Annotated in this window: 21 protein-coding genes; 20 read left to right on the top strand and 1 reads right to left on the bottom strand. The window is 62.0% G+C overall.

Going from position 1 to position 21,153, the window contains the following annotated elements; translation table 11 throughout:
• Nucleotides 1–119 precede the first annotated feature (119 nt).
• The 9 genes from C8N43_RS06510 to C8N43_RS06475 all read left to right on the top strand — a co-directional run bounded on the left by C8N43_RS06510 (nucleotide 120) and on the right by C8N43_RS06475 (nucleotide 6,828).
• Entirely contained in the window at nucleotides 120–1,652 is a 1,533-nt protein-coding gene (locus C8N43_RS06510) for an acyl-CoA carboxylase subunit beta (protein ID WP_107844828.1), read from the top strand.
• 95 nt (nucleotides 1,653–1,747) lie between these two features.
• Nucleotides 1,748–2,005: a DUF7218 family protein gene (locus C8N43_RS06505; RefSeq protein ID WP_107844827.1), complete on the top strand. Its 258-nt coding sequence runs from the start codon at nucleotides 1,748–1,750 to the stop codon at nucleotides 2,003–2,005.
• Between the two features lie 10 nt (nucleotides 2,006–2,015).
• Complete coding sequence (locus C8N43_RS06500; protein WP_107844826.1) at nucleotides 2,016–2,417, top strand: RidA family protein; 402 nt, start codon at nucleotides 2,016–2,018, stop codon at nucleotides 2,415–2,417.
• Entirely contained in the window at nucleotides 2,414–2,824 is a 411-nt protein-coding gene (locus tag C8N43_RS06495) for a DUF6497 family protein (RefSeq protein ID WP_107844825.1), read from the top strand. The genes C8N43_RS06500 and C8N43_RS06495 overlap by 4 nt, the downstream gene beginning before the upstream one ends.
• 214 nt (nucleotides 2,825–3,038) lie before the next feature.
• Nucleotides 3,039–3,173: a hypothetical protein gene (locus tag C8N43_RS19880; protein WP_281257873.1), complete on the top strand. Its 135-nt coding sequence runs from the start codon at nucleotides 3,039–3,041 to the stop codon at nucleotides 3,171–3,173.
• Nucleotides 3,174–3,251: 78 nt separating this feature from the next.
• Nucleotides 3,252–3,611, top strand: a complete 360-nt coding sequence (locus C8N43_RS06490; RefSeq protein ID WP_107844824.1) for a hypothetical protein — start codon at nucleotides 3,252–3,254, stop codon at nucleotides 3,609–3,611.
• 356 nt (nucleotides 3,612–3,967) lie between these two features.
• A complete protein-coding gene (locus C8N43_RS06485) occupies nucleotides 3,968–4,159 on the top strand; it encodes a hypothetical protein (RefSeq protein ID WP_107844823.1) in 192 nt (63 codons plus the stop codon).
• 100 nt (nucleotides 4,160–4,259) lie between these two features.
• Nucleotides 4,260–6,260, top strand: coding sequence for an acetyl-CoA carboxylase biotin carboxylase subunit (locus tag C8N43_RS06480; RefSeq protein ID WP_107844822.1), 2,001 nt, complete (start codon nucleotides 4,260–4,262; stop codon nucleotides 6,258–6,260).
• Between the two features lie 34 nt (nucleotides 6,261–6,294).
• Nucleotides 6,295–6,828 (top strand): hypothetical protein, encoded by a 534-nt coding sequence (locus C8N43_RS06475; protein WP_107844821.1) that lies wholly within the window; start codon nucleotides 6,295–6,297, stop codon nucleotides 6,826–6,828.
• Between the two features lie 119 nt (nucleotides 6,829–6,947).
• Here C8N43_RS06475 and C8N43_RS06470 read toward each other — a convergent pair whose 3' ends face one another.
• The gene (locus C8N43_RS06470; RefSeq protein WP_107844820.1) at nucleotides 6,948–7,424 is read right to left on the bottom strand and encodes a DUF4174 domain-containing protein; all 477 of its coding nucleotides are present in this window, start codon (nucleotides 7,422–7,424) and stop codon (nucleotides 6,948–6,950) included.
• Between the two features lie 103 nt (nucleotides 7,425–7,527).
• Between C8N43_RS06470 and C8N43_RS06465 the strand changes: the two genes are divergently transcribed.
• The 11 genes from C8N43_RS06465 to C8N43_RS06415 all read left to right on the top strand — a co-directional run bounded on the left by C8N43_RS06465 (nucleotide 7,528) and on the right by C8N43_RS06415 (nucleotide 21,114).
• The gene (locus C8N43_RS06465) at nucleotides 7,528–8,544 is read left to right on the top strand and encodes a hypothetical protein (RefSeq protein ID WP_146174171.1); all 1,017 of its coding nucleotides are present in this window, start codon (nucleotides 7,528–7,530) and stop codon (nucleotides 8,542–8,544) included.
• The gene (gene scpA, locus C8N43_RS06460) at nucleotides 8,507–10,639 is read left to right on the top strand and encodes a methylmalonyl-CoA mutase (protein ID WP_107844818.1); all 2,133 of its coding nucleotides are present in this window, start codon (nucleotides 8,507–8,509) and stop codon (nucleotides 10,637–10,639) included. Before C8N43_RS06465 ends, scpA begins: the two co-directional genes overlap by 38 nt.
• Nucleotides 10,640–10,763: 124 nt before the next feature.
• On the top strand, nucleotides 10,764–11,831 hold the full coding sequence (locus tag C8N43_RS06455) for an AI-2E family transporter (RefSeq protein ID WP_107844817.1): 1,068 nt from the start codon (nucleotides 10,764–10,766) through the stop codon (nucleotides 11,829–11,831).
• Between the two features lie 4 nt (nucleotides 11,832–11,835).
• Nucleotides 11,836–12,507 carry a P-loop NTPase family protein gene (locus C8N43_RS06450; protein ID WP_107844816.1) on the top strand — a complete coding sequence of 224 codons (672 nt, stop codon included), beginning with the start codon at nucleotides 11,836–11,838 and terminating at the stop codon, nucleotides 12,505–12,507.
• Between the two features lie 72 nt (nucleotides 12,508–12,579).
• Entirely contained in the window at nucleotides 12,580–14,754 is a 2,175-nt protein-coding gene (locus C8N43_RS06445) for an RNA degradosome polyphosphate kinase (RefSeq protein ID WP_107844815.1), read from the top strand.
• A gap of 146 nt (nucleotides 14,755–14,900) precedes the next feature.
• Complete coding sequence (locus tag C8N43_RS06440) at nucleotides 14,901–16,424, top strand: Ppx/GppA family phosphatase (RefSeq protein ID WP_245912926.1); 1,524 nt, start codon at nucleotides 14,901–14,903, stop codon at nucleotides 16,422–16,424.
• Nucleotides 16,421–17,029: an SH3 domain-containing protein gene (locus C8N43_RS06435; protein WP_107844813.1), complete on the top strand. Its 609-nt coding sequence runs from the start codon at nucleotides 16,421–16,423 to the stop codon at nucleotides 17,027–17,029. Before C8N43_RS06440 ends, C8N43_RS06435 begins: the two co-directional genes overlap by 4 nt.
• A 62-nt stretch (nucleotides 17,030–17,091) precedes the next feature.
• Complete coding sequence (gene proS / locus C8N43_RS06430; protein ID WP_107844812.1) at nucleotides 17,092–18,441, top strand: proline--tRNA ligase; 1,350 nt, start codon at nucleotides 17,092–17,094, stop codon at nucleotides 18,439–18,441.
• A gap of 2 nt (nucleotides 18,442–18,443) precedes the next feature.
• A complete protein-coding gene (locus tag C8N43_RS06425) occupies nucleotides 18,444–19,286 on the top strand; it encodes an FkbM family methyltransferase (protein WP_107844811.1) in 843 nt (280 codons plus the stop codon).
• A 72-nt stretch (nucleotides 19,287–19,358) separates the two neighbouring features.
• Nucleotides 19,359–20,216 (top strand): glycosyltransferase, encoded by an 858-nt coding sequence (locus tag C8N43_RS06420; protein ID WP_158269929.1) that lies wholly within the window; start codon nucleotides 19,359–19,361, stop codon nucleotides 20,214–20,216.
• Between the two features lie 46 nt (nucleotides 20,217–20,262).
• On the top strand, nucleotides 20,263–21,114 hold the full coding sequence (locus C8N43_RS06415) for a glycosyltransferase family 25 protein (protein WP_107844809.1): 852 nt from the start codon (nucleotides 20,263–20,265) through the stop codon (nucleotides 21,112–21,114).
• Nucleotides 21,115–21,153 lie beyond the last annotated feature (39 nt).

Raw genomic sequence — 21,153 nt, 5'->3', positions numbered from 1 at the left:
GCAAATTTGCAGTTATGCACACGTGAGCTTCGCAATGTTTGCAAATTTGCCGAAAGCCGCTTTGCCGCACCGCAGCGCCCGTGTAGGTTGGGGCAAATGACTTAGGGGGGCGTCAGGCCATGAAAGATATCCTCGCACAACTCGAGGCGCGTCGCGACCAGGCCCGCCAGGGCGGCGGCCAGCGCCGGATCGATGCGCAGCACGCCAAGGGCAAGCTGACGGCGCGGGAGCGGATTGACCTGCTTCTCGACGAGGGCAGCTTCGAGGAATTCGACATGTTCGTCGCCCATCGCTGCACCGAGTTCGGTATGGAGGCAGACCGCCCTGCTGGGGATGGCGTTGTCACGGGCTGGGGCACGATCAACGGGCGGCTGGTCTATGTGTTCAGCCAGGATTTCACGGTCTTTGGTGGCTCCCTGTCGGAAACCCATGCGCAGAAAATCTGCAAAATTCAGGATATGGCGGTGCAGAACGGCGCGCCGGTGATCGGGATCAACGATTCCGGAGGCGCGCGGATCCAGGAAGGTGTGGCGTCGCTCGCGGGGTACGCCGAGGTCTTCCAGCGCAACATCATGGCCTCGGGCGTGGTGCCGCAGATCAGCGTGATCATGGGGCCGTGCGCGGGGGGCGCGGTGTATTCGCCGGCGATGACCGATTTCATCTTCATGGTGAAAGACAGCTCCTACATGTTCGTCACGGGCCCGGATGTGGTGAAAACAGTGACCAATGAGGTGGTGACGGCGGAGGAGCTGGGGGGGGCCTCGACCCACACCAAGAAATCCTCCGTGGCGGACGGCGCGTTCGAGAATGACGTCGAGGCGTTGGCCGAGGTGCGGCGGCTGGTCGATTTCCTGCCGCTCAACAACCGGGAGAAAGCGCCGGTCCGGCCCTTCTTCGATGATCCGGCGCGGATCGAGACCAGCCTCGACACGCTGATCCCTAACAATCCCAACACGCCCTATGATATGAAAGAGCTGATCGCGAAGGTGGCCGACGAGGGCGATTTCTTCGAGATTCAGGAAGATTTCGCCAAGAACATCCTGACCGGCTTTATCCGGCTCGAAGGGCAGACCGTGGGCGTCGTGGCGAACCAGCCGATGATTTTGGCTGGGTGCCTTGATATCGACAGCTCTCGCAAGGCCGCGCGATTTGTCCGGTTTTGCGATGCATTCGAAATCCCGATCCTGACGCTGGTCGATGTGCCGGGCTTCCTGCCGGGGACTTCCCAGGAATATGGCGGCGTCATCAAGCACGGGGCGAAACTGCTCTTTGCGTATGGCGAGGCCACGGTGCCGAAAGTGACGGTCATTACCCGCAAGGCGTATGGTGGCGCGTATGACGTGATGGCGTCGAAGCACCTGCGGGGCGATTTCAACTACGCCTGGCCCACGGCGGAGATTGCCGTGATGGGGGCGAAGGGCGCGGTGGAGATCCTGTACCGCGCAGAGCTGGGGGATGCCGAGAAGATCGCGGCGCGGACGGCCGATTACGAGGACCGCTTCGCCAACCCGTTTGTGGCCGCCGAAAAAGGCTTCATCGACGAGGTGATCATGCCGCACTCGACCCGCAAACGCGTGGCGCGGGCCTTTGCGTCCCTGCGGGGCAAGCAGCTGCAAAACCCGTGGAAAAAGCACGACAACATTCCGCTTTAGGCGTGGATTGAAAGGGCGGATCGTGAGTATTTTTGCCAAAACGAAGCCGGGAACTCCGAGAGGTGTCGCCGTGTTGTCTTCGAAAGGAGACAGCCATGGCCGACAGACCCAGCATCAAGGACGAAGAGACATACGAGGCGTTGCGCGAGGATGGCGCGTCCAAGGAGAAAGCGGCGCGGATCGCCAATGCGCAGGCTTCGGACGACCAGGAGCCGTCGAAAAAGGGCGGCGCGGCACAGCCTTACGAAGAGTGGACGGTGGACGAGCTCTACGAACGGGCGCAGGAGATCGGGATCGACGGGCGCTCGAATATGGACAAGTCCGAGCTGATCGAGGCGCTGCGCAACCATTGAGCGTCGGCCCGTGAGCGGGCCGCTTTTCCATAACATCGCGGCGGCGCCAACCCATGTGGCGCCCTTCAGCCATGCTGTTGAAAGCGACGGCTGGGTCATCGTCACCGGCCAGATGCCGACGGTGCCCGGCGGCGCGGTCGATGATCCGCTTGCAGACGGGATTGAGGCGCAAACCCGTCAGGTTGTGGAAAATCTGCGAACCGTGCTGAACGGCATTGGTTTGGACTTGAGCCACATCCTGCAGTGTCGCTGCTTCCTGACCGAGTTTGAACGCGACTATGCAGGGTTCAACGAGACCTACAAAAGCTTCTTCTCTATCGACCGCTTGCCCGCTCGAACGACCGTCGGTGTTACGGCGCTTGCCGTTGGCGCCCTTGTGGAAATCGACTGCATCGCGAGGCGGCCGGTATGATGCGGGCGGTGGCAATTCTCGCAGCGTTAAGCGGCGCGGCGTCTGCGCAAGATTTGGGGTCTGAGACCCTTCGCGGCCCATCGGGCGTGACATACGCGTTGCACGAAATGCGATTTGAGCCCGACGGTGCTTATGAAGCCGCGCGGCGTACGGTGAGGCTTCGATTTGTGGCGCCGAAGCTCGAAGACAATATTCGTTATGGATTCGCGGTGATAGAGGCCGATTTTCAAGCTCTCTGCGATGAGGCGGCGGTGCCAGCCGCCCGAAAATTCGCGCCGAATGCGCGTGAAATCGTGATATCGGTCGCCTCCGAGCCGCGGCCTTTCGGCGAAACCGCGCCGAATGTTGTGCAGTATTTCGATCTTTTCCGCTTCTCGGGCGATACTTGCATTTGGGAGGGATTATGACGCAAACACAATATCTTGCGGCGAAATCCTCAAGCTCCGGCGCAGTTGACGGGAAAGCAACACTGGGCACCGATCCCACGCCCGCGGAGTATTTTTTCCCGGCAGGAACCGATAGCTTGCAGAGAGGTTACGTTTCTGTGACCCCTATAGTGTGCGAAAGTGATGCGGGGATTAACCTCGTTTCTGATTCGTGGAACAAAGACAGGAGACTAAGATGTCCAAGAGCATCAAAGCACTCGCAGCCCTCAGCTTCGTGGCAATCGTCGCAGCATGTGGCGGCGCTTCCCAAGACGAGGAAGTTGTTATTGTTGAGCCGGTCGTCGAAGAGCCGACCTACAACAAGTTCTAAAACATTTGCGGGGCGGGCGACCCGCCACGCCCCGCAAAACCTTTCCTTTGTGCCACCTGCCGCCTTCCGAGGTGCGCCATGCTGAAACACAAAGGCTTCCCCTCGCGCCTGCCAGGGACAGATTTCCAGTTCACAATCCGCCGCGACAACAAGAAGGGTGCCACCAAGCTGGTTGCCCGCGAGCGCTATGCGGATCGCCGGCCGCCCGACCGCCGCGCGGATGAAGGGTTTGTCTGGGCGCTGGTTCAGCATTTTGGCGACGACAGCTTCGAGCGCGGCAATCTCGATGCGGGACGCCTGTCCTGGCTGTTCGGCCGCGAAGTGATTCCCGCCGAGGACCCGTTTGATCCCGAGAGCTATGAGGCGCTGCTGCGGCTCGACCTGAACCGCATCCGTGCGAGCTTTCCGAACGCCTTTTCAGAGGAGTTTGAGGGATAAATGGGCGAAATCGCGCTATCACATTCGATGTTTGGGCGGAATTCGGCTCAAAATGACGCTGCGGAATACGGGGCGTTTTCTTGTGATGCGTCGCGTCGCATCGTGGTGGAGCAGGTCGATCCCTCCAGCACAGAGAACTGCCTGCATGTACAAAACCGTTACCCTTCCCCTCTGAAGAGGTCTGCCTTCCCTGGCAGACCTCTTTTTTTCGGCCCCCACCGCGACAGGCGGCTTGGTGCCGACCACGACCGCGCGGGTTGCGCGGAGCACCGCCGGAATTCATCTGTTTTCAACAATTTGGAACCAACCGAGGCGAGAGCGTGTTCAATCCCTGATTACATTCAAGGAGACAAGAAATGCGCAAAGTCATCATTCTCATCGCAGCAGTTGGCGGTCTGGCCGCCTGTGACACGGACGCCGAGCGCGGCCTTGTGGGCGCAGGCGCGGGCGCCGCAGTCTCATCGGCCACGGGCGGCAGCGCCGTTACGGGCGCCGTCATCGGCGGCGCGGCTGGCGTGTTCTGCGACGATCTGGGCGTCTGCAAGTAAACAAATCTTTCAAAATCTGACCGAGAGGGCCGGGGCGCATGGGCGCGTCCCGGCCCTTTTTCGTGTCTCGCACCATCACTTCACGGGGGACGTGACCTAAATGTTCAAGAAAATCCTGATCGCCAACCGGGGCGAGATTGCCTGCCGCGTCATCAAGACAGCCCGCAAGATGGGCATCAAGACCGTGGCGATCTATTCTGACGCCGACGCGCAGGCGCTCCATGTGCGGATGGCGGATGAGGCGGTCCATATTGGCCCGGCACCCGCCAACCAGTCCTATATCGTCATCGACAAGGTGATGGCAGCGATCAAGGAGACCGGTGCAGAGGCCGTGCACCCGGGCTACGGCTTCCTGTCGGAAAACGCGAAATTCGCCGAGGCGCTGGAGAAGGCGGGCGTGGCCTTCATCGGGCCGCCCAAAGGCGCCATTGAGAAGATGGGTGACAAGATCACCTCGAAGAAAATCGCTCAAGACGCGAAAGTCTCCACCGTGCCGGGCCATATGGGCCTGATCGAGGATGCCGAGGAAGCCGTGAAGATCTCGTCCGAGATCGGCTACCCGGTGATGATCAAGGCCTCCGCCGGGGGCGGCGGCAAGGGCATGCGCATCGCATGGAATGATGAGGACGCTCGCGAAGGGTTTCAGTCGTCGAAGAACGAGGCCGCCAACAGCTTTGGCGATGACCGCATCTTCATCGAGAAGTTTGTCACCCAGCCGCGCCACATTGAAATTCAGGTGCTCGCCGACGGGCATGGCAACTGCATCTATCTGGGCGAGCGGGAATGCTCGATCCAGCGCCGCAACCAGAAGGTGATCGAAGAAGCGCCGTCGCCGTTTCTGGATGAAGCGACCCGCAAAGCGATGGGCGAGCAATCCTGCGCCTTGGCTCAAGCGGTGGGCTACACCAGCGCGGGCACGGTGGAGTTCATCGTCGATGGCGAGCGCAACTTCTACTTTCTGGAGATGAACACCCGCCTGCAGGTGGAACACCCGGTGACCGAGCTGATCACCGGCGTCGACCTCGTCGAACAGATGATCCGCGTCGCCTATGGCGAGAAGCTGGCGTTGAAGCAGTCCGATATCAAGCTGAACGGCTGGGCCATGGAATCGCGGCTTTATGCCGAAGATCCATATCGCAACTTCCTGCCCTCCATCGGACGGCTGACCCGCTACCGACCGCCCGCCGAGGTCGCGAAAGAGACGCGCGCGGTGCGCAATGACACCGGCGTCTACGAGGGCGGCGAGATTTCGATGTATTATGACCCGATGATCGCCAAGCTGTGCTCATGGGGGCCGACCCGGGGCGAGGCGATTGAGCATATGCGCACCGCGCTGGACAGTTTCGAGGTCGAAGGCATCGGGCACAACCTGCCGTTCTGCGCTGCCGTGATGGAACACCCGAAATTTGTGTCGGGCAATATCACCACGGCCTTTATCGAGGAAGAATACCCCGAAGGGTTCGAAGGCGTCGCGCTGTCGGGCGATGTGCTGGCGCGCATCGCATCGTCGGCCGCTGCCATGCACCGGGTGGCCGAAATTCGCCGCGCGCGCATCTCGGGCACCATGGACAATCACCGCCGCAAAGTGGGCCGCGACTGGGTCGTGACCCTGCAAGGTGAGCAGTTCGAGGTGAAGATCAAGGCCGACAAGAAAGGTGCTACGGTCAAGCATGCCGATGGCAGCAAGCATCGCGTGACCTCTGACTGGACGCCGGGCGATAGCCTCGCGGTGCTCAAGGTCGATGGCGAGAAGCTGGTGCTGAAGATCGACAAGATCACCGGCGGCTTCCGCGTGCGCCACCGCGGCGCGGACCTGAAAGTCCATGTCCGCACGCCCCGTCAGGCGGAGCTGGCTGCGCTGATGATCGAGAAGCTGCCGCCCGATACCTCCAAGATGCTGCTCTGCCCGATGCCGGGCCTGATCGTGAAGGTCGACGTGGCCGAAGGCGACGAGGTGCAGGAAGGTCAGGCGCTGTGCACGGTCGAGGCAATGAAAATGGAAAACATCCTGCGCGCCGAGCGCAAAGGCCGCGTCTCGAAGATCAACGCAGGCGCCGGCGACAATCTGGCGGTAGACGACGTGATCATGGAGTTCGAATAGCGGCGTGTCATGGCCTGAGTTCATAGATGCGAGGGTGCCGCAGGCCGTCGTGGGCGGGCTCTTCATCGCGCTGGGCTGGGTCTTTAACGGCTGGCAGAATCGCAAGCGGGACCGCCGCCGCCGGTTGGAGCGGGTGCAGGACGTGCAAACCGCGCTGATCGCCGAGATCGACCACTATGTGATGACGCTGAAACTCTTCGATCTGTCCGCCACATGGTCGCGGATCGTAGGCGCGATGGAGGAGGATGCAAAATACATCCCCGTCGTTCCGAGCGAGCGCAATGACACCGTATTCTCGGCTCTGATCGCGGAGGTGCACGTGCTGCCCGAAGAGGTGATCCAGCCCGTCGTTGGCTACTACAATCAGGTGTTCGCGGTGGAGGCGATCATCGACGACCTGCGTTCAGACCTGTTCCGCGAGATGGATCAGGTGCAGCGCATCGGCATGTATACCGACTATATCGCGTTGAAGCAGGAGGCTTTGGCCCGTGGCGAGGTCGCGTTAAGCGCGCTGCGCCAGAGCACCGGTACTAATAACCGGGGCGCGGCCCGGTCTGACCAGTCATAGGGGGCGGAGATTTCGGCGTCTTCGACATATCACTCACCTCTGGGTTGTGCGGGACCGTATGTTCCCACTTCTAATACCAATATAGGCGCTCAGGGGTTAATGCGCAATGAAGCTTGCGCTCAATCGTTCAGCTCGGCGTCTTGGGCCGCCCGTTGGTCGCGCAGCTCTTGCAGCCGCAAGGGCATCTTGTCGATAGAACGCGAAATCTCGCGCACATCCCATGGGAACGGCTTGCGCAGCTTCACGCCGCCATCTTTGCCGATCAGCACCAGCATGAAGCCGCGCGGGCGCAATTTCTTGCGCAGCGGGCTCAGCGAACTTGGGTCCGTGTCGGTCAGAATGACCACATCACGGGCCTCGAGCTCTGGCAGACGTTCGGACAACAGCTCCATCTGGCGCTGGAAGCGCGGGTCAGCATCGGTATCCGCAAAGACGACCACGGGCCGTTTGGTCCACAAAAAGTCGTTCAAATTTACTTCAACTTCGTCCATCGGAACGACTTCCATGGCGGCTTCGACCCCCGCCTCTTCGGTGGTTTGTGCGCCGGCCGCAGCCGCGAAAAAAGCTGTCAAAACAAATGCTGTAGCGTATTTCATTGGGGCTTCCTTTGGGCTGAATATAGGCGCTGTCGCGCGCAATGGAATGGCCGCGCCCCATCACCCACGCCAAATTGTTCAAATTAAGCAGGTTAAGCGGCTGGTGAGCCCTTTGCTCCATAGTCTGTGGCGAAGCCTGCCGCATTCCGCGCCGGGCGATCCCTGGGGGACGATCGTGGAAATCTGCCTGCACCTCGGCGCGCACCGAACCGGAACGACCAGTGCGCAAATCATGCTCAAGCGGCAGGCTGGTGCCCTTTGGGACAAGGGGCTGGCCTATCTGGGGCCGGAGCGCACCCGCACGGGGCTAATGGCGGGCCTGCTGAAAAACCCCAACACCATGCTGCCGAGCGATGTGAAGCTCGGAACGCGCTCCTGCGGGCGGATGCGCATGGAATTTGCCCGCTTCGCCCATGAAGGGTGCAGCCAGGTGCTGATCAGTGAAGAAAACGTGATGGGCACGATGAAGCAGAACATCGCCTTCTCGAAGCCCTATCCGCAGGCCGCGGCGCGTCTGGCGCGTTTCGCGCCCGCCTTCGAGGGGCACGATCTGCGCATCGGCCTGTGCATCCGCTCTTACGAGGCGCATTGGACGTCGCAGTTGGCGTTTCGCATCCAGATGGGCGCTGCGGTCCCGGATGCGAGCGAACTTGATCGCTTTACAACCCAACCCCGGCGCTGGCGAACTGTCATAGGTGACATCCGCCGCGCCTTCCCACAGGCAGAGATCTTCGTCTGGACGTTCGAGGAATGGCTCGGCAATCAGGCGTCGCCGCTCAATGCCTTGATGGGGCGCGAGGTGATTGATGCGCCGCTCGGGTTTGCGCGCAGATTTAATGCCTCCATGGGGCGGCGCGACTTGCACGCGCTCGCACTGGAGCGCGGCGACCGCTCGGGTGCCGCGCGGATCGACCCGACCCGGGGCCGCTACGCGCCATTTGACCGCAATCAGACCGAAAAGATGCAAGGCGACTATCGCGACGACCTGACCTGGCTGACAACCGGCGCAGACGGGCACGTCACCTATATTTCCCCGACCGAAGGCACATTCGGCGGGCTCGACATGACAAAAGGAAGCCACCATGACCGACAAAAAAGAGGCGTGGCGCACGCGCGCTGAGAAAGAACTGCGGGGCCGCCCGCTGGACGCGCTGACATGGGACAGCCCTGAAGGCATCGCCATTCAGCCAGTCTACACCGAGGAGGACGCGGCCGGGCTCGACCACTTGGGCTCGATGCCGGGCGAGGGGCCGTTCACCCGCGGCCCGCGCTCGACCATGTATACCGGCAGGCCCTGGACGATCCGTCAATATGCGGGCTTCTCCACTGCCGAGGAAAGCAACGCCTTCTACCGCAAGGCGCTGGATGCTGGGCAGCAGGGTGTTTCCGTCGCCTTCGATCTGGCCACGCATCGCGGCTATGACAGCGACCACGAGCGTGTGGTTGGCGATGTTGGCAAGGCGGGCGTCGCCATCGACAGCGTCGAGGATATGAAGATCCTGTTCGACGGCATCCCGCTCGATCAGGTTTCCGTCTCGATGACCATGAACGGCGCGGTGATCCCGGTTCTGGCGTCGTTCATCGTCGCAGGCGAAGAGCAGGGCCATGACCGCGCGGTCCTGTCGGGCACGATCCAGAACGACATTCTGAAGGAATTCATGGTCCGCAACACCTACATCTATCCGCCCGAGCCTTCGATGCGGATCGTCTCGGACATCATTGCCTTCACGGCCTCTGACATGCCGAAATTCAACTCGATTTCGATCTCCGGCTACCACATGCAGGAGGCAGGCGCGAACCTGGTCCAGGAACTGGCCTTCACCCTGGCTGACGGGCGCGAATACGTGCGCGCCGCCATTGCCAATGGCATGGATGTGGATGCATTCGCCGGGCGGCTCAGCTTCTTCTTCGCCATCGGCATGAACTTCTTCATGGAGGCCGCCAAGCTGCGCGCCGCCCGCTTCCTGTGGCACAAGATCATGCAGGAATTCGAGCCGAAGAAGGAAAGCTCCTCCATGCTGCGCACCCACTGCCAGACCTCGGGCGTCAGCCTGCAAGAGCAGGATCCGTATAACAACATCGTGCGCACCGCCTACGAGGCAATGTCGGCAGTGTTGGGCGGCACGCAATCGCTGCACACCAACTCGTTTGATGAGGCAATCGCACTGCCCACGGCATTCTCGTCGCGCATCGCGCGCAACACCCAGCTGATCTTGCAGAATGAGACCAAGGTCACCAAGGTCGTCGACCCGCTTGCGGGCTCCTACTATGTCGAGAAGCTGACCGCCGATCTGGCGGATGAGGCGTGGAAACTGATCGAAGAGATCGAAGAGATGGGCGGCATGACCAAGGCCGTGGCCTCTGGCATGCCCAAACTCCGGATCGAAGAGGCCGCGGCCCTGCGTCAGGCGCAGGTGGATCGCGGCGAAGAGGTGATCGTCGGCGTCAACAAGTTCCGGCTGGATAAGGAAGACCCGATCGACATCCTCGATGTCGATAACGTGGCCGTGCGCGAGAGCCAGATCAAACGGCTCGACCAGATCAAGGCGAGCCGCGATCAGGCCGCCTGCGATGCGGCATTGGCCGCGTTGGAAGAGGGGGCAGCATCAGGTGACGGCAACCTGCTGGCGCTGGCCGTCGAGGCCGCGCGGGCGCGGGCAACAGTTGGGGAAATCAGCATGGCGATGGAAAAAGTGTTTGGCCGCCACCGGGCGGAAGTGAAGACGCTCGCGGGCGTCTACGGGGCGGCCTATGAGGGCGATGAAGGCTTCGCCGCGATTCAGAAAGATGTCGAGGCCTTCGCCGTAGAAGAAGGCCGCCGCCCGCGCATGCTGGTGGTCAAGATGGGCCAGGACGGGCATGACCGCGGTGCCAAGGTAATTGCGACGGCCTTTGCCGATATCGGCTTTGATGTGGACGTGGGTCCGTTGTTCCAGACCCCGGAGGAGGCCGCGCAGGACGCGGTGGACAATGATGTGCATGTCATCGGCATCTCAAGTCAGGCGGCCGGCCACAAGACACTGGCCCCGAAACTGGTCGAGGCGCTGAAAGAGGCGGGCGCGGGCGACATCTTGGTGATCTGCGGCGGGGTCATCCCGCAACAGGACTACGATTTCCTCTACGGCGCGGGGGTGAAGGCCATCTTTGGCCCCGGCACCAACATTCCAGAGGCTGCCAAGGACATCCTATCGCTGATCCGCAAAGCGCGCGGGTAATTCCGGGCGCGCCAAACTTTTATAAAAAGTTTGCCCGCAAAGTCTTCATAAGACTTTGCCACTGCCCGGCTTGCAACGCCGGGCGGGATGGGCCACATCTTGGCAACACCGCGAGAGGATCACCATGGCGCTTCCTGCCAGAGAACAGCTGAAATACTGGGGCATCGTCGCGGTAGCATTTTTGGCTGCGCTGTGGGCCTTGGGCGATGTCATGCTGCCCTTTATCGTCGGCGGGGCGATAGCCTACGGGCTTGATCCGGTCGCCGACCGGCTGGAAAGGCTGGGCGCGAGCCGCATTATCGCGACGACAATTATTTCGATCGTGGCCGTGCTGGTTTTTGTTCTGATGGCCGTTTTGATCGTTCCTCTCATCATTGAACAGGCGTTGGGCCTGTTTGAAAGCGTCCCGGGGCTGTTTGACCAGTTGCGGAGCTTCCTGTCCGAGCGTGTCCCGGCTTTGGGCGATGCGGAGAGCACGTTGCGCAAATCTCTGGTCTCCATCGGGGCCACGATTCAGGAGAAGGGCGGGCAGTTCCTGCAAAGTGTCTTCACCTCGGCGCTTGGTGTGATCAATGCGGTCGTGTTCATCGTCGTGGTGCCGGTTGTCGCCTTCTACCTTCTGTTGGACTGGGACAATCTGGTCGCCAAGATAGACGATCTGCTGCCGCGCGATCACGCGCCGCAGATCCGCAAGATCGCCTCCGAAATCGACGAGACGCTCGCAAGTTTCGTGCGCGGCCAGCTGACCGTCTGCTCGATCCTGGGTGTCTTCTACGCGGTGGGGCTCATGCTGGTGGGCCTGCAGTTCGGCTTGGTGGTCGGCGTCGTCGCCGGGCTGATCTCGTTTATCCCCTATGTCGGCGCCCTGATCGGCGGGGCCCTGGCGGGCGGGTTGGCACTGTTCCAGTTCTGGAACGAGCCGGTAATGATCGGCGCAGTGCTGGCGATTTTTGGCGGGGGACAGTTCCTTGAAGGCAACATCCTGACCCCGAAACTGGTGGGCGAAAGCGTGGGCCTGCACCCGGTCTGGCTGATGTTCGCCCTGTCGGTCTTCGGCATGCTGTTTGGCTTCGTGGGGATGTTGGTGGCGGTGCCCGTCGCGGCCTCTCTGGGGGTCGTGGCACGGTTCGCGACGGCGCAGTACCGCCAGAGCCGCCTCTACAAGGGCCTCGACCAGAGCGACGCCGAGTAGGGACATGGCAGAGCAACTGACCTTCACCCTCCCAGCCAAGGTCGCGCTGGGCCGCGAAGATTATTTCGTCTCGGATGCGAACGCTGTGGCCGTTGCGGTTATTGAGGATTGGCCGAATTGGCCGCAGGGCAAGCTGGTGCTGGCCGCGCCGTCGGGCGCGGGCAAGACGCATCTGGCCATGGTCTGGGCGGCGGAAGCGGGGGCGCAGACTGCCGCGGCGCGCATTCTGGCAGATCCCGAAACCTTGGCAACCGGCCCGCGTGTGGTCGAAGATATCGACCAGATTGCGGGCAACCGTGCCGCCGAGACGCAGCTGTTTCATCTGCATAATTTGATGGCCGAGCGGGGTCATCCGCTTTTGATGACGTCGGCCATCGCCCCGGCGCGGCTCGAGCTGGCCTTGCCGGACCTGCGCTCGCGGCTGGAAGCAACGGCGCTTGCAAGCCTTGATGCGCCCGACGACATGCTGCTGACCGCGCTGGTCGTAAAGCTGTTTTCTGATCGTCAGATCGCTCTGAAGCCAGAGGTTTTGAGCTATGCCCTGCCGCGTCTGCCGCGCTCTTTCGCTGCCGCGCGCCGCTTTGTCGAGCGGATGGATGCTCGCGCACTGGCGGAGAAGAAGACCCCCGGGCGCGGCCTCGCGCGCGCGGTTCTGGACGAGATTGCCGACGGTTAAATCTTTACAGACGCGCCCAAACTCCCCACATACGTTCCTGTGACCCTACATTCTCAGATCAAAACCCTGCCCATGTGCGGCGCCGATTTTCTGACGGCCGGATATCCGGAGCCGCTGGAGATCGGCGAGATCGACCCCGAGGGCCCGAGCCGCTTCTTCAACCGCGAGCTAAGCTGGCTCGCGTTCAACTGGCGCGTGCTGGACGAGGCGCAGAACCCGAAAGTGCCGCTGATGGAGCGGGTGCGGTTCCTTGCGATCTCGGCGACCAATCTTGACGAATTCTACACCGTGCGGGTCGCTGGCCTGCGAGAGCTGGCCCATGCGGGAAACACCACGCCGTCCTCGGACGGACGCACCCCGGCAGAGCAGCTGGTCCTGATAGACGAGGACGCGCGTGCACTGATCGCACGCCAGGTCGAGGTCTGGGACGCGCTGAGCGAAGAAATGGACGCCGAAGGGATTGTTCTGCTTGAAGGCGACGAGTTGGACACGCGGGACCGCTCCTTTCTCGACAGCTATTTCATGTCGAACGTGTTTCCGGTGCTCTCGCCCCTGGCCATCGACCCGGCGCACCCGTTCCCTTTCATCCCCAATGCCGGCTTCTCGCTGGCGCTGCAGCTTGAGCGCCCCTCCGACGGGCGCACCCTGCAGGCGCTTTTACCGATCCCCGCGCAGATCGAACGCTTCATCTCGCTGCCCTGTGAGCCCGGACAGTCGCGGTTCCTGCCGATGGAGCAATTGCTGATCCTCAAGATCGGCGAGCTCTTTCCCGGTTATCAGGCGAAGGGCATATGCGCGTTCCGCCTTCTGCGCGACAGCGATCTGGAGGTCGAGGAAGAGGCCGAAGACCTTGTGCGCGAGTTTGAGGTGGCGCTGAAGCGCCGCCGCAGGGGCGAGGTCGTGCGCCTGAAGATGAGCCAAGGCGCCCCGGCGAAGCTGCGCAGCCTCGTGATGAACGCGCTGGAGGTCACCGAAAAGGATGTGGTCGAGATCTCCGGCATGATTGGCCTCGCCGATCTGGGCGAGCTGGTCTCCGCCGCGCCGCCGCAGCTTTTGTGGCCGTCCTTCAGCCCGCGGGTGCCCGAGCGGGTGCAGGACAATGACGGCGACATGTTCGCGGCCATCCGTCAGAAGGACATGCTGCTCCATCACCCCTATGAGAGCTTCGATATGGTGATCCGTTTCCTTGCGCAGGCGGCGCGGGACCCGGATGTGGTGGCAATCAAGCAGACGCTCTACCGGACCTCCAATGAAAGCCCAATTGTCGAGGCTTTGTGCGAGGCCGCCGAGAACGGCAAATCCGTGACGGCATTGGTGGAGCTGAAAGCCCGGTTCGACGAGGCGGCCAACATTCGCCAATCGCGCAAGCTTGAGCGCGCGGGCGCCCATGTCGTCTACGGCTTCATCAACTATAAAACCCATGCGAAGATCTCGACCGTCGTGCGACGGGAGGGCAATCAGCTGGTCACCTACACCCACTACGGCACGGGCAACTACCACCCGATCACGGCGCGTATTTACACGGACCTGAGCCTCTTTACCTGCGACGCCTCGCTGGGGCGGGATGCCACCAAGGTGTTCAACTACATCGGCGGCTACGCGCAGCCCGAAAGCCTTGAGAATCTGCATATCTCGCCTTCGGGCATGAAGGATTATCTGATCTCGATGATCGATGCCGAGGCAGACCATGCGACCGCCGGACGGCCCGCCGAGATCTGGGCGAAGATGAATGCGGTGGTGGAGGCGGACGTCATCGATGCCCTCTACCGTGCGAGCCAGGCGGGGGTGAAGATCAGCCTCGTCGTGCGCGGCATTTGCGCCCTGCGCCCGGGCATCAAGGGTCTGTCGGAGAACATCCGGGTGAAATCCGTGGTGGGCCGCTTCCTGGAGCACTCGCGGATCGTGTGCTTTGGCAACGGCTCGGGCCTGCCGTCGAAAAAGGCCAAGGTGTTCATGTCATCGGCCGACTGGATGGGCCGCAACCTGAACCGCAGGGTCGAGACGCTGGTGGAGATCACCAACAAGACGGTGCAGGCGCAGGTGATGAGCCAGATCATGGCGGCAAACCTTGCCGACACCGCGCAAAGCTGGGTCCTGTCGCCTGATGGAGCCTATGTGCGCGCAGAGGTTTCGGGCGACGACAATCCGTTCAATTGCCACCGCTTCTTCATGGAAAACCCGTCGCTGTCAGGGCGTGGCTCCGCGGGCGCGAGCGATGTGCCGGAACTGACCCACACGAAAGACTGACGGGCGTGGAGGAAGCGCCTTGCAAGGCGCTTTCGAAAGGCGCGTCGACGCGCCTTTGCGGGTGGAGAGACCTGTTTTCAGATTGACCCGGCCCGCGCGCTCCCTAAGGTCTTGGGCCAAGACGCCACCACGGGGACATTTTGGCTTTGGACGGACTTCTCGACGATGACGGCCCCTTCGGCCGTCCGCTTTTCAATGACCCGAAAGCCAAGGCACTCAAGCGGGTCGGGGCGATTGACGTCGGCTCCAACTCCGTGCGGATGGTGGTCTTTGACGGGGCCGCGCGTTCGCCTGCCTATTTCTTCAACGAGAAAGTCATGGCCGGCCTCGGCGCGGGCGTGTCCGAGACGGGCCATCTGAACCCGGAGGGCCGCGTGCGCGCGCTCGCCGCGCTGAAACGTTTCGCCTTGCTCGCGCGCGGCATGGGGGTGGCGCCGATGACCTGCGTCGCCACGGCTGCGGTGCGCGACGCGAGCGATGGCGAGGAGTTCCGCCAAGAGGTTTTGGAGCAGACCGGCCTCAATCTATGGGTCGCGGAAGGTGTCGAGGAAGCGCGGCTCTCGGCCCAAGGGGTGTTTTTGGGATGGCCGGAAGCGCGCGGGCTGATGTGCGATATCGGCGGCTCGTCGATGGAATTGGCGGAGCTGGGCGACGGGATCGTCGGACGCCGCGTCTCCAGCCAGATCGGGCCGCTGAAACTTCTTGAAATCAAGGGCGGAGCCAAGGCCCGCAAGAAGCTGATTGACGAGACCATCGACGGTCTGCGCGCGGAAATTGACGGCGATTACAAGACGTTGTTTCTTGTGGGCGGCTCGTGGCGCGCCATCGCCCGGCTCGACATGGAGCGGCGCGGCTATCCGCTGAAAGTGCTGCATGAGTACCGCATGTCGGCCAAATCGATCCTGCAAACGGTCAAATGGCTGCAGGGAAAAAGCGTCGAGGAGCTGCGGGCCATGACCGGCAACTCGGAAGCGCGGATGCGGCTGGTGCCCACGGCGAGCCAGGTTCTGAAAAGCCTGATCCAGCGCTTCAAACCCAAATCCGTCGCGGTCTCGAGCTACGGAATCCGCGAGGGCCTGCTCTACGAGCAGATGCCCTTTGAGCTGAAGCGCCGTGACCCGCTGATCGAGGCCTGCCGCTTTGACGAGGCGATGAATGCGCGCATCCCGGGCTTCGGCAAGTTCCTGTTCCGCTTTATTGAACCACTGTTCAAAAACGCGGGCGACGAGCGGTTGCGGCTGGTAAAGGCCGCGTGCCTGCTGCATGACGTCAGCTGGCGCGCCCATCCCGACTACCGCGCAGAGGTCGTCTTCGACAACGCCACCCGCGCCAATCTCGGCGGGCTCGACCATCCCGGGCGGATCTTCCTCGGCGTGGCGCTGCTGCACCGCTACAAGAACTCGCGCTCGGGCACGCACCTGCAAGAGCTGTTTGATCTGCTCTCCGAGCGACAGCTGCGCGATGCCGAAGTTCTGGGCAAGGCGATGCGCTTCGGTGCGATGCTGTCGGTGGAAAAGCCGGAGCTGATGGGTCAGCTGGTCTGGAAGCCGAAGAAGAAGGTGCTGCAGCTGAAGCTGCACCCCGACACCCGCGATCTGTTCGGCGAGGTGGCGCAGGCGCGCTTCGCCTCGCTTGCCTCGGCGCTTGAAGCGGAGACCGTGATCACATGACGCGGTGGGTGGCGCTGCTGTGTGCGTGGGCGCTGCCCGCCGTCGCGCAGGACACGCCCGACCCGGGATTTCCGGCGATCTACACGGTGACAGGAGTGGCCTCGGACGATGCGCTCAACGTGCGTGCCGCGCCGAATGTGCGCGCCGAGCTGTTGGGCACGCTTGCCCATGACGACGACTGGGTCGAGGTACTTGCCCTCAGCCGCGAAGGCCGCTGGGCGCAGATCAATATCGGCGAGCGGGCGGGGTGGGTTTCGACTAGATTTCTCGGCGCGCGCGAGGTGCCGACCAACAGTCTTGGGCTGCCCGAGACGCTTGTGTGCCTTGGAAATGAGCCGTTCTGGCAAGTTCGGCTCGCGCCTTCGGCCTTCATTCTGTCCACCCCCGATGAGCGAGGCGCGCAGCCGCTGACTTTTGTGGCCCCAAGCCCCGAGAATGTCGATCTGACCCAGACCGGCCTGCTGTTCGACTGGGGCTTTTCGGACAGCTCTGTGCGGGGCCGCATCCTGCCCGGGTCTTGCTCCGACGGAATGTCCGACCGGCGCTATGGGCTGCACTACGTCGACCCCGTGCTGGGCCATGGCTGCTGCTCCATCGACGAATAGTTGCCCCCTCCGCGCCCATGGCGTAACGAAGACCGAACCGCTGATCCTCAGAGAGCCTCGTAATGCGCCTGTCCCGCTACTTCCTGCCCGTCCTCAAAGAAACGCCCGCCGAGGCGCAGATCGTCTCGCACCGCTACATGCTGCGCGCGGGCATGATCAAGCAGGCCTCCGCAGGTATCTATTCTTGGCTGCCGTTGGGCTACAAGGTGCTGAAAAAGATAGAAAATATCGTGCATGAAGAGCAGCAGCGCGCGGGCCACATGCCCATGCTGATGCCGACGATACAGTCGGCGGATCTGTGGCGCGAAAGCGGGCGCTACGACGATTACGGCGAGGAGATGCTGCGCATCAAGGATCGCCACGACCGCGATATGCTGTTCACGCCCACTGCCGAAGAGCTGATCACCGATATCTTCCGCTCCCATGTGGGCAGCTACAAGGATCTGCCGCTGACCATGTACCAGATCCAGTGGAAATTTCGCGATGAACGCCGCCCGCGCTTCGGGGTCATGCGCGGACGCGAGTTCTACATGAAGGACGGCTACAATTTCGATCTGACAAAGGAAGACGCGCTGCACGCCTACAACCGCCACTTGGTCAGCTACCTGCGCACCTACGAGCGGATGGGCCTGCAAGCGATCCCGATGCGCGCCGATAGCGGACCCATCGGGGGGGACGACACCCACGAATTCCTCGTGCTGGCAGAGACGGGCGAGAGCGAGGTGTTCTATGACAGCGCTGTGACCGATCTGACCTTCGGCGACCGCGAGATCGACTATGACGACCACGCGCAATGCGCGGGTGTCATGGAGGAATTTACGAACCTCTATGCCCGCACCGATGAGACCCATGACGAAGCCCTGTTCAACGAAATCCCCGAAGAGCGCCGCAAGACCGCGCGGGGCATCGAGGTCGGGCAGATCTTCTACTTCGGCACCAAGTATTCCGAGGCGATGAACGCCGTGGTGCAGGGCCCCGATGGCAAGCAGGTGCCGGTGCATATGGGCTCCCACGGGATTGGCGTCAGCCGCCTGCTGGGCGCGATCATCGAGGCATCCCACGACGACAAGGGCATCATCTGGCCCGAGGGTGTGACGCCGTTCCATGTGGGCATCGTCAACCTCAAGCAGGGCGACGCAGAGGCCGATGGCGCCTGCGAGGCGCTTTACAAGTCGCTGACCGCTTTGGGGCTAGAGCCGCTCTATGACGACCGCGACGAGCGGGCAGGCGGCAAGTTTGCCACCATGGATCTGATCGGCCTGCCGTGGCGCATCACGGTCGGCCCGCGGGGGCTGAAGAACGGTGTGGTCGAGCTGACCTCCCGTCGCACCGGCGAGAGCGAGGAACTGCCGCCCGAGCAGGCGGTGGGCCGATTGACGGGCATCTACAACGTCGCCGCTCAAAGGGGATAGGTATGCCAGGTTTGAAACAGTCGCTCTCGCGGTGGAATCACAATCGCAAGCGCAAAGGGCAGACCGCGCGCACCACTAAGCGCGTCATAAATCAATCCGCTCAGCCGAATGCGGTGCCTTGGGATGAGGTTAAGGAATTCCTCGCCCAGTTTGAACCGATGCAGACCGGTCACGAGTTGGTGCGCATCGGCCCGGATTTTGACGGCGGCTACCTCGTGCCTGACGACATTGAGGGGCTCACCGCCGTATTCTCTCCAGGTGTTTCAGATACTTTGGGCTTCGATCGCGAAATGGCGGATCGCGTTGATCACGTCTACCTCGCAGACGCTTCAGTAGACCGCCCATCCGGGATGATGCCCAACATGTCCTTTGAGAAAAAGTTCCTCGGAACCGAAGACTCCGGCGACATCATGACGATGGACGCTTGGGTAGGAGGAAACTCCGGACAGGGCGATGATCTCCTTCTGCAAATGGATATCGAAGGTGCGGAATATGACGTCCTGAATGCGACCTCGGATGAGGTGCTGGGGCGCTTCCGCGTGATCCTGATCGAATATCACGACCTCGACCGGGTTTTCGACCGAGCGCAGTTCGAAAAAATGTCCAAAGCGATAGCACGGCTGGGTGAAACCCATGTCCTGTGTCATCTGCATACAAACAACACGGCGTTAAACTTCAAATTGAAGGGCCGCGACATGTCCCGATACGTGGAGGCCACGTATTTGAGGCGGGATCGCGTGACGGGCCCGCTGACGCCCGCCCAGATTCCCCACACACTGGACCAAAGAAATGTGGAAGAGTTCGACGACGTGCCGACGCCCGCTTTTTGGCGGTGGACATCATAATTCAGCGGATGGAAGCGAGCCTTGCAGCCTCAGCGTGGACAAAACCAGTCACCGTTCTTTTCCATCGTTACGGTGACGTGGAACCTTGTCTCGCTCGGGCGGGTGGATGCGGTGCGGCGCGCTGCGGAAAGTCTTTGGGCGCAGGACTACGTGTCGGTCGAGCACATCATTCAAGATGGCGGCTCGACAGATGGAACCGTTGAAATTCTCCGAGACATTGCCAGTGAGGCCCCGGACCACATTGAGACCAAGGTCGAAAGCGTCGGCGATACGGGGATCTACGATGGGATGAACCGTGCCGTGGCGCGCGCATCCGGGCGATACATCATCTTCTTGAATTCAGACGACCTGATGGGAGGCCCCAAAGCACTGAGCCACCTCGCGGCGCCGTTGGAGGCGCATGATCTGGATTTTGTCTTCGGCCAAACAATATCCGTGGATCACGAGATGGGTGCCGAAAAGCTTCTGGGCCGGCCGTCATTGAAATCTGTTCTGCAACGCGTGCCCTTTGGCCATAACTCGGCGGCCTTCTCGCGCGAGATGTTCAACGCGCTTGGCGGGCACGATCTGCGCTACCGGACCACAAGCGATTATGACTTCATTCTGAGAATGGTGGTCGCCGGGTACCAAGGCGCTTTTGTGAAGCAGGTAACAAGCAAGTTCTTTTCCGGTGGGGCGTCGTCCAACACCGCGGCCGTGCGCGCCGATCACGCAGCCATTTGGGGCGATATCCTGGGAAATCTCGTTGATCTGTCCGATTTCGATCAAGCCGCCCGAGAGCGTTGGTTCGATGCCGGTCACATGCCATTTCGCGTCGCCTTTGCAATCTGGCGCAAGAAAGGCATTCCGCAGACCCTGCGCCGCGCTGCCTGGCACAGCATGGTCAAATCGCTGCGCCGGGCCGCAACCGGTCGTGGGCGGCTGTCATGACAATGATTTCGTCAGGCGCATGGCCCGTTTGGAGAGTGAGTGCTGAATGAAAATCTTCCTGATAAATCTCGACCGGGCGCAGGATCGTCGCGACTACATGCGCGCCGAGCTTTCGCGGCTTCTGCCCGAGGCGCAGGTTCAGCGCGCCATGGCCGTCGACATCAAGGCCCCGGACTGGACGCCGCCTGCGGAGTACCGTCCGGGCCGCTGGCGCAGCGACCGCTGGGCACTTGGGCCCTCCGATATCGAGATTTTTCGCAGCCACAAGGACGCGTGGGAAAAGATCGCGGCGTCAGGTGAGACAGGGTTGGTTCTGGAGGATGACCTTTTGTTCTCCGACCAGTTCGGCAATCGGGTCCAAGCGCTCCTTGATGCGCAGGTACGGGGGTTGATCCGGCTTGATGCCACGGGGGACGCTGTGTTGTGCGCACCGGCCACCCTGCAAATCGAAGGCGCGGCGTTGCATCCGCTGAAATCGCTGGGCGCAAGTGCCGCCGCCTACATGCTGGACGCCGAAACCGCCGGCATTCTGGCCCGCGATGCGCGGATCGAAAGGACGCTCGACGACTACCTTTTCGACCCGACGCCGCAGGAACGCGGCGCGCGGGGCCATGGGCTGGAGATCTTGCAGCTTGAGCCGGTGATCGCCCTTCAGGCGCAATTCGGCGGATTCACCTCGCCCGAGCGGCAGGTGCCGGAGTTTCTGCAGGTGACCAAGCGGGTCGATGTCGCGCGTCGCAGGGACCGCCGCTACACCGGACCTCTGCTCTACCGTGCGCGCAAGGAGCTATTGCGGACGCGCCATCGCAAGGCGCAGGCCAAGCGGATCGAGGCGACCCTCGCCCAAGGGGGCGTCTACGGCCAGATTGCAACCGAGCCGGACCTGAAATGGCATTGAAGTGGCATTGAAAAAGGGCGCCCGTGCAGGCGCCCTTTC

It is taken from the genome of Litoreibacter ponti (genome assembly GCF_003054285.1).
GTDB classification, from domain to species: domain Bacteria; phylum Pseudomonadota; class Alphaproteobacteria; order Rhodobacterales; family Rhodobacteraceae; genus Litoreibacter; species Litoreibacter ponti.
This window is presented reverse-complemented; position numbering and strand designations above follow the sequence as displayed.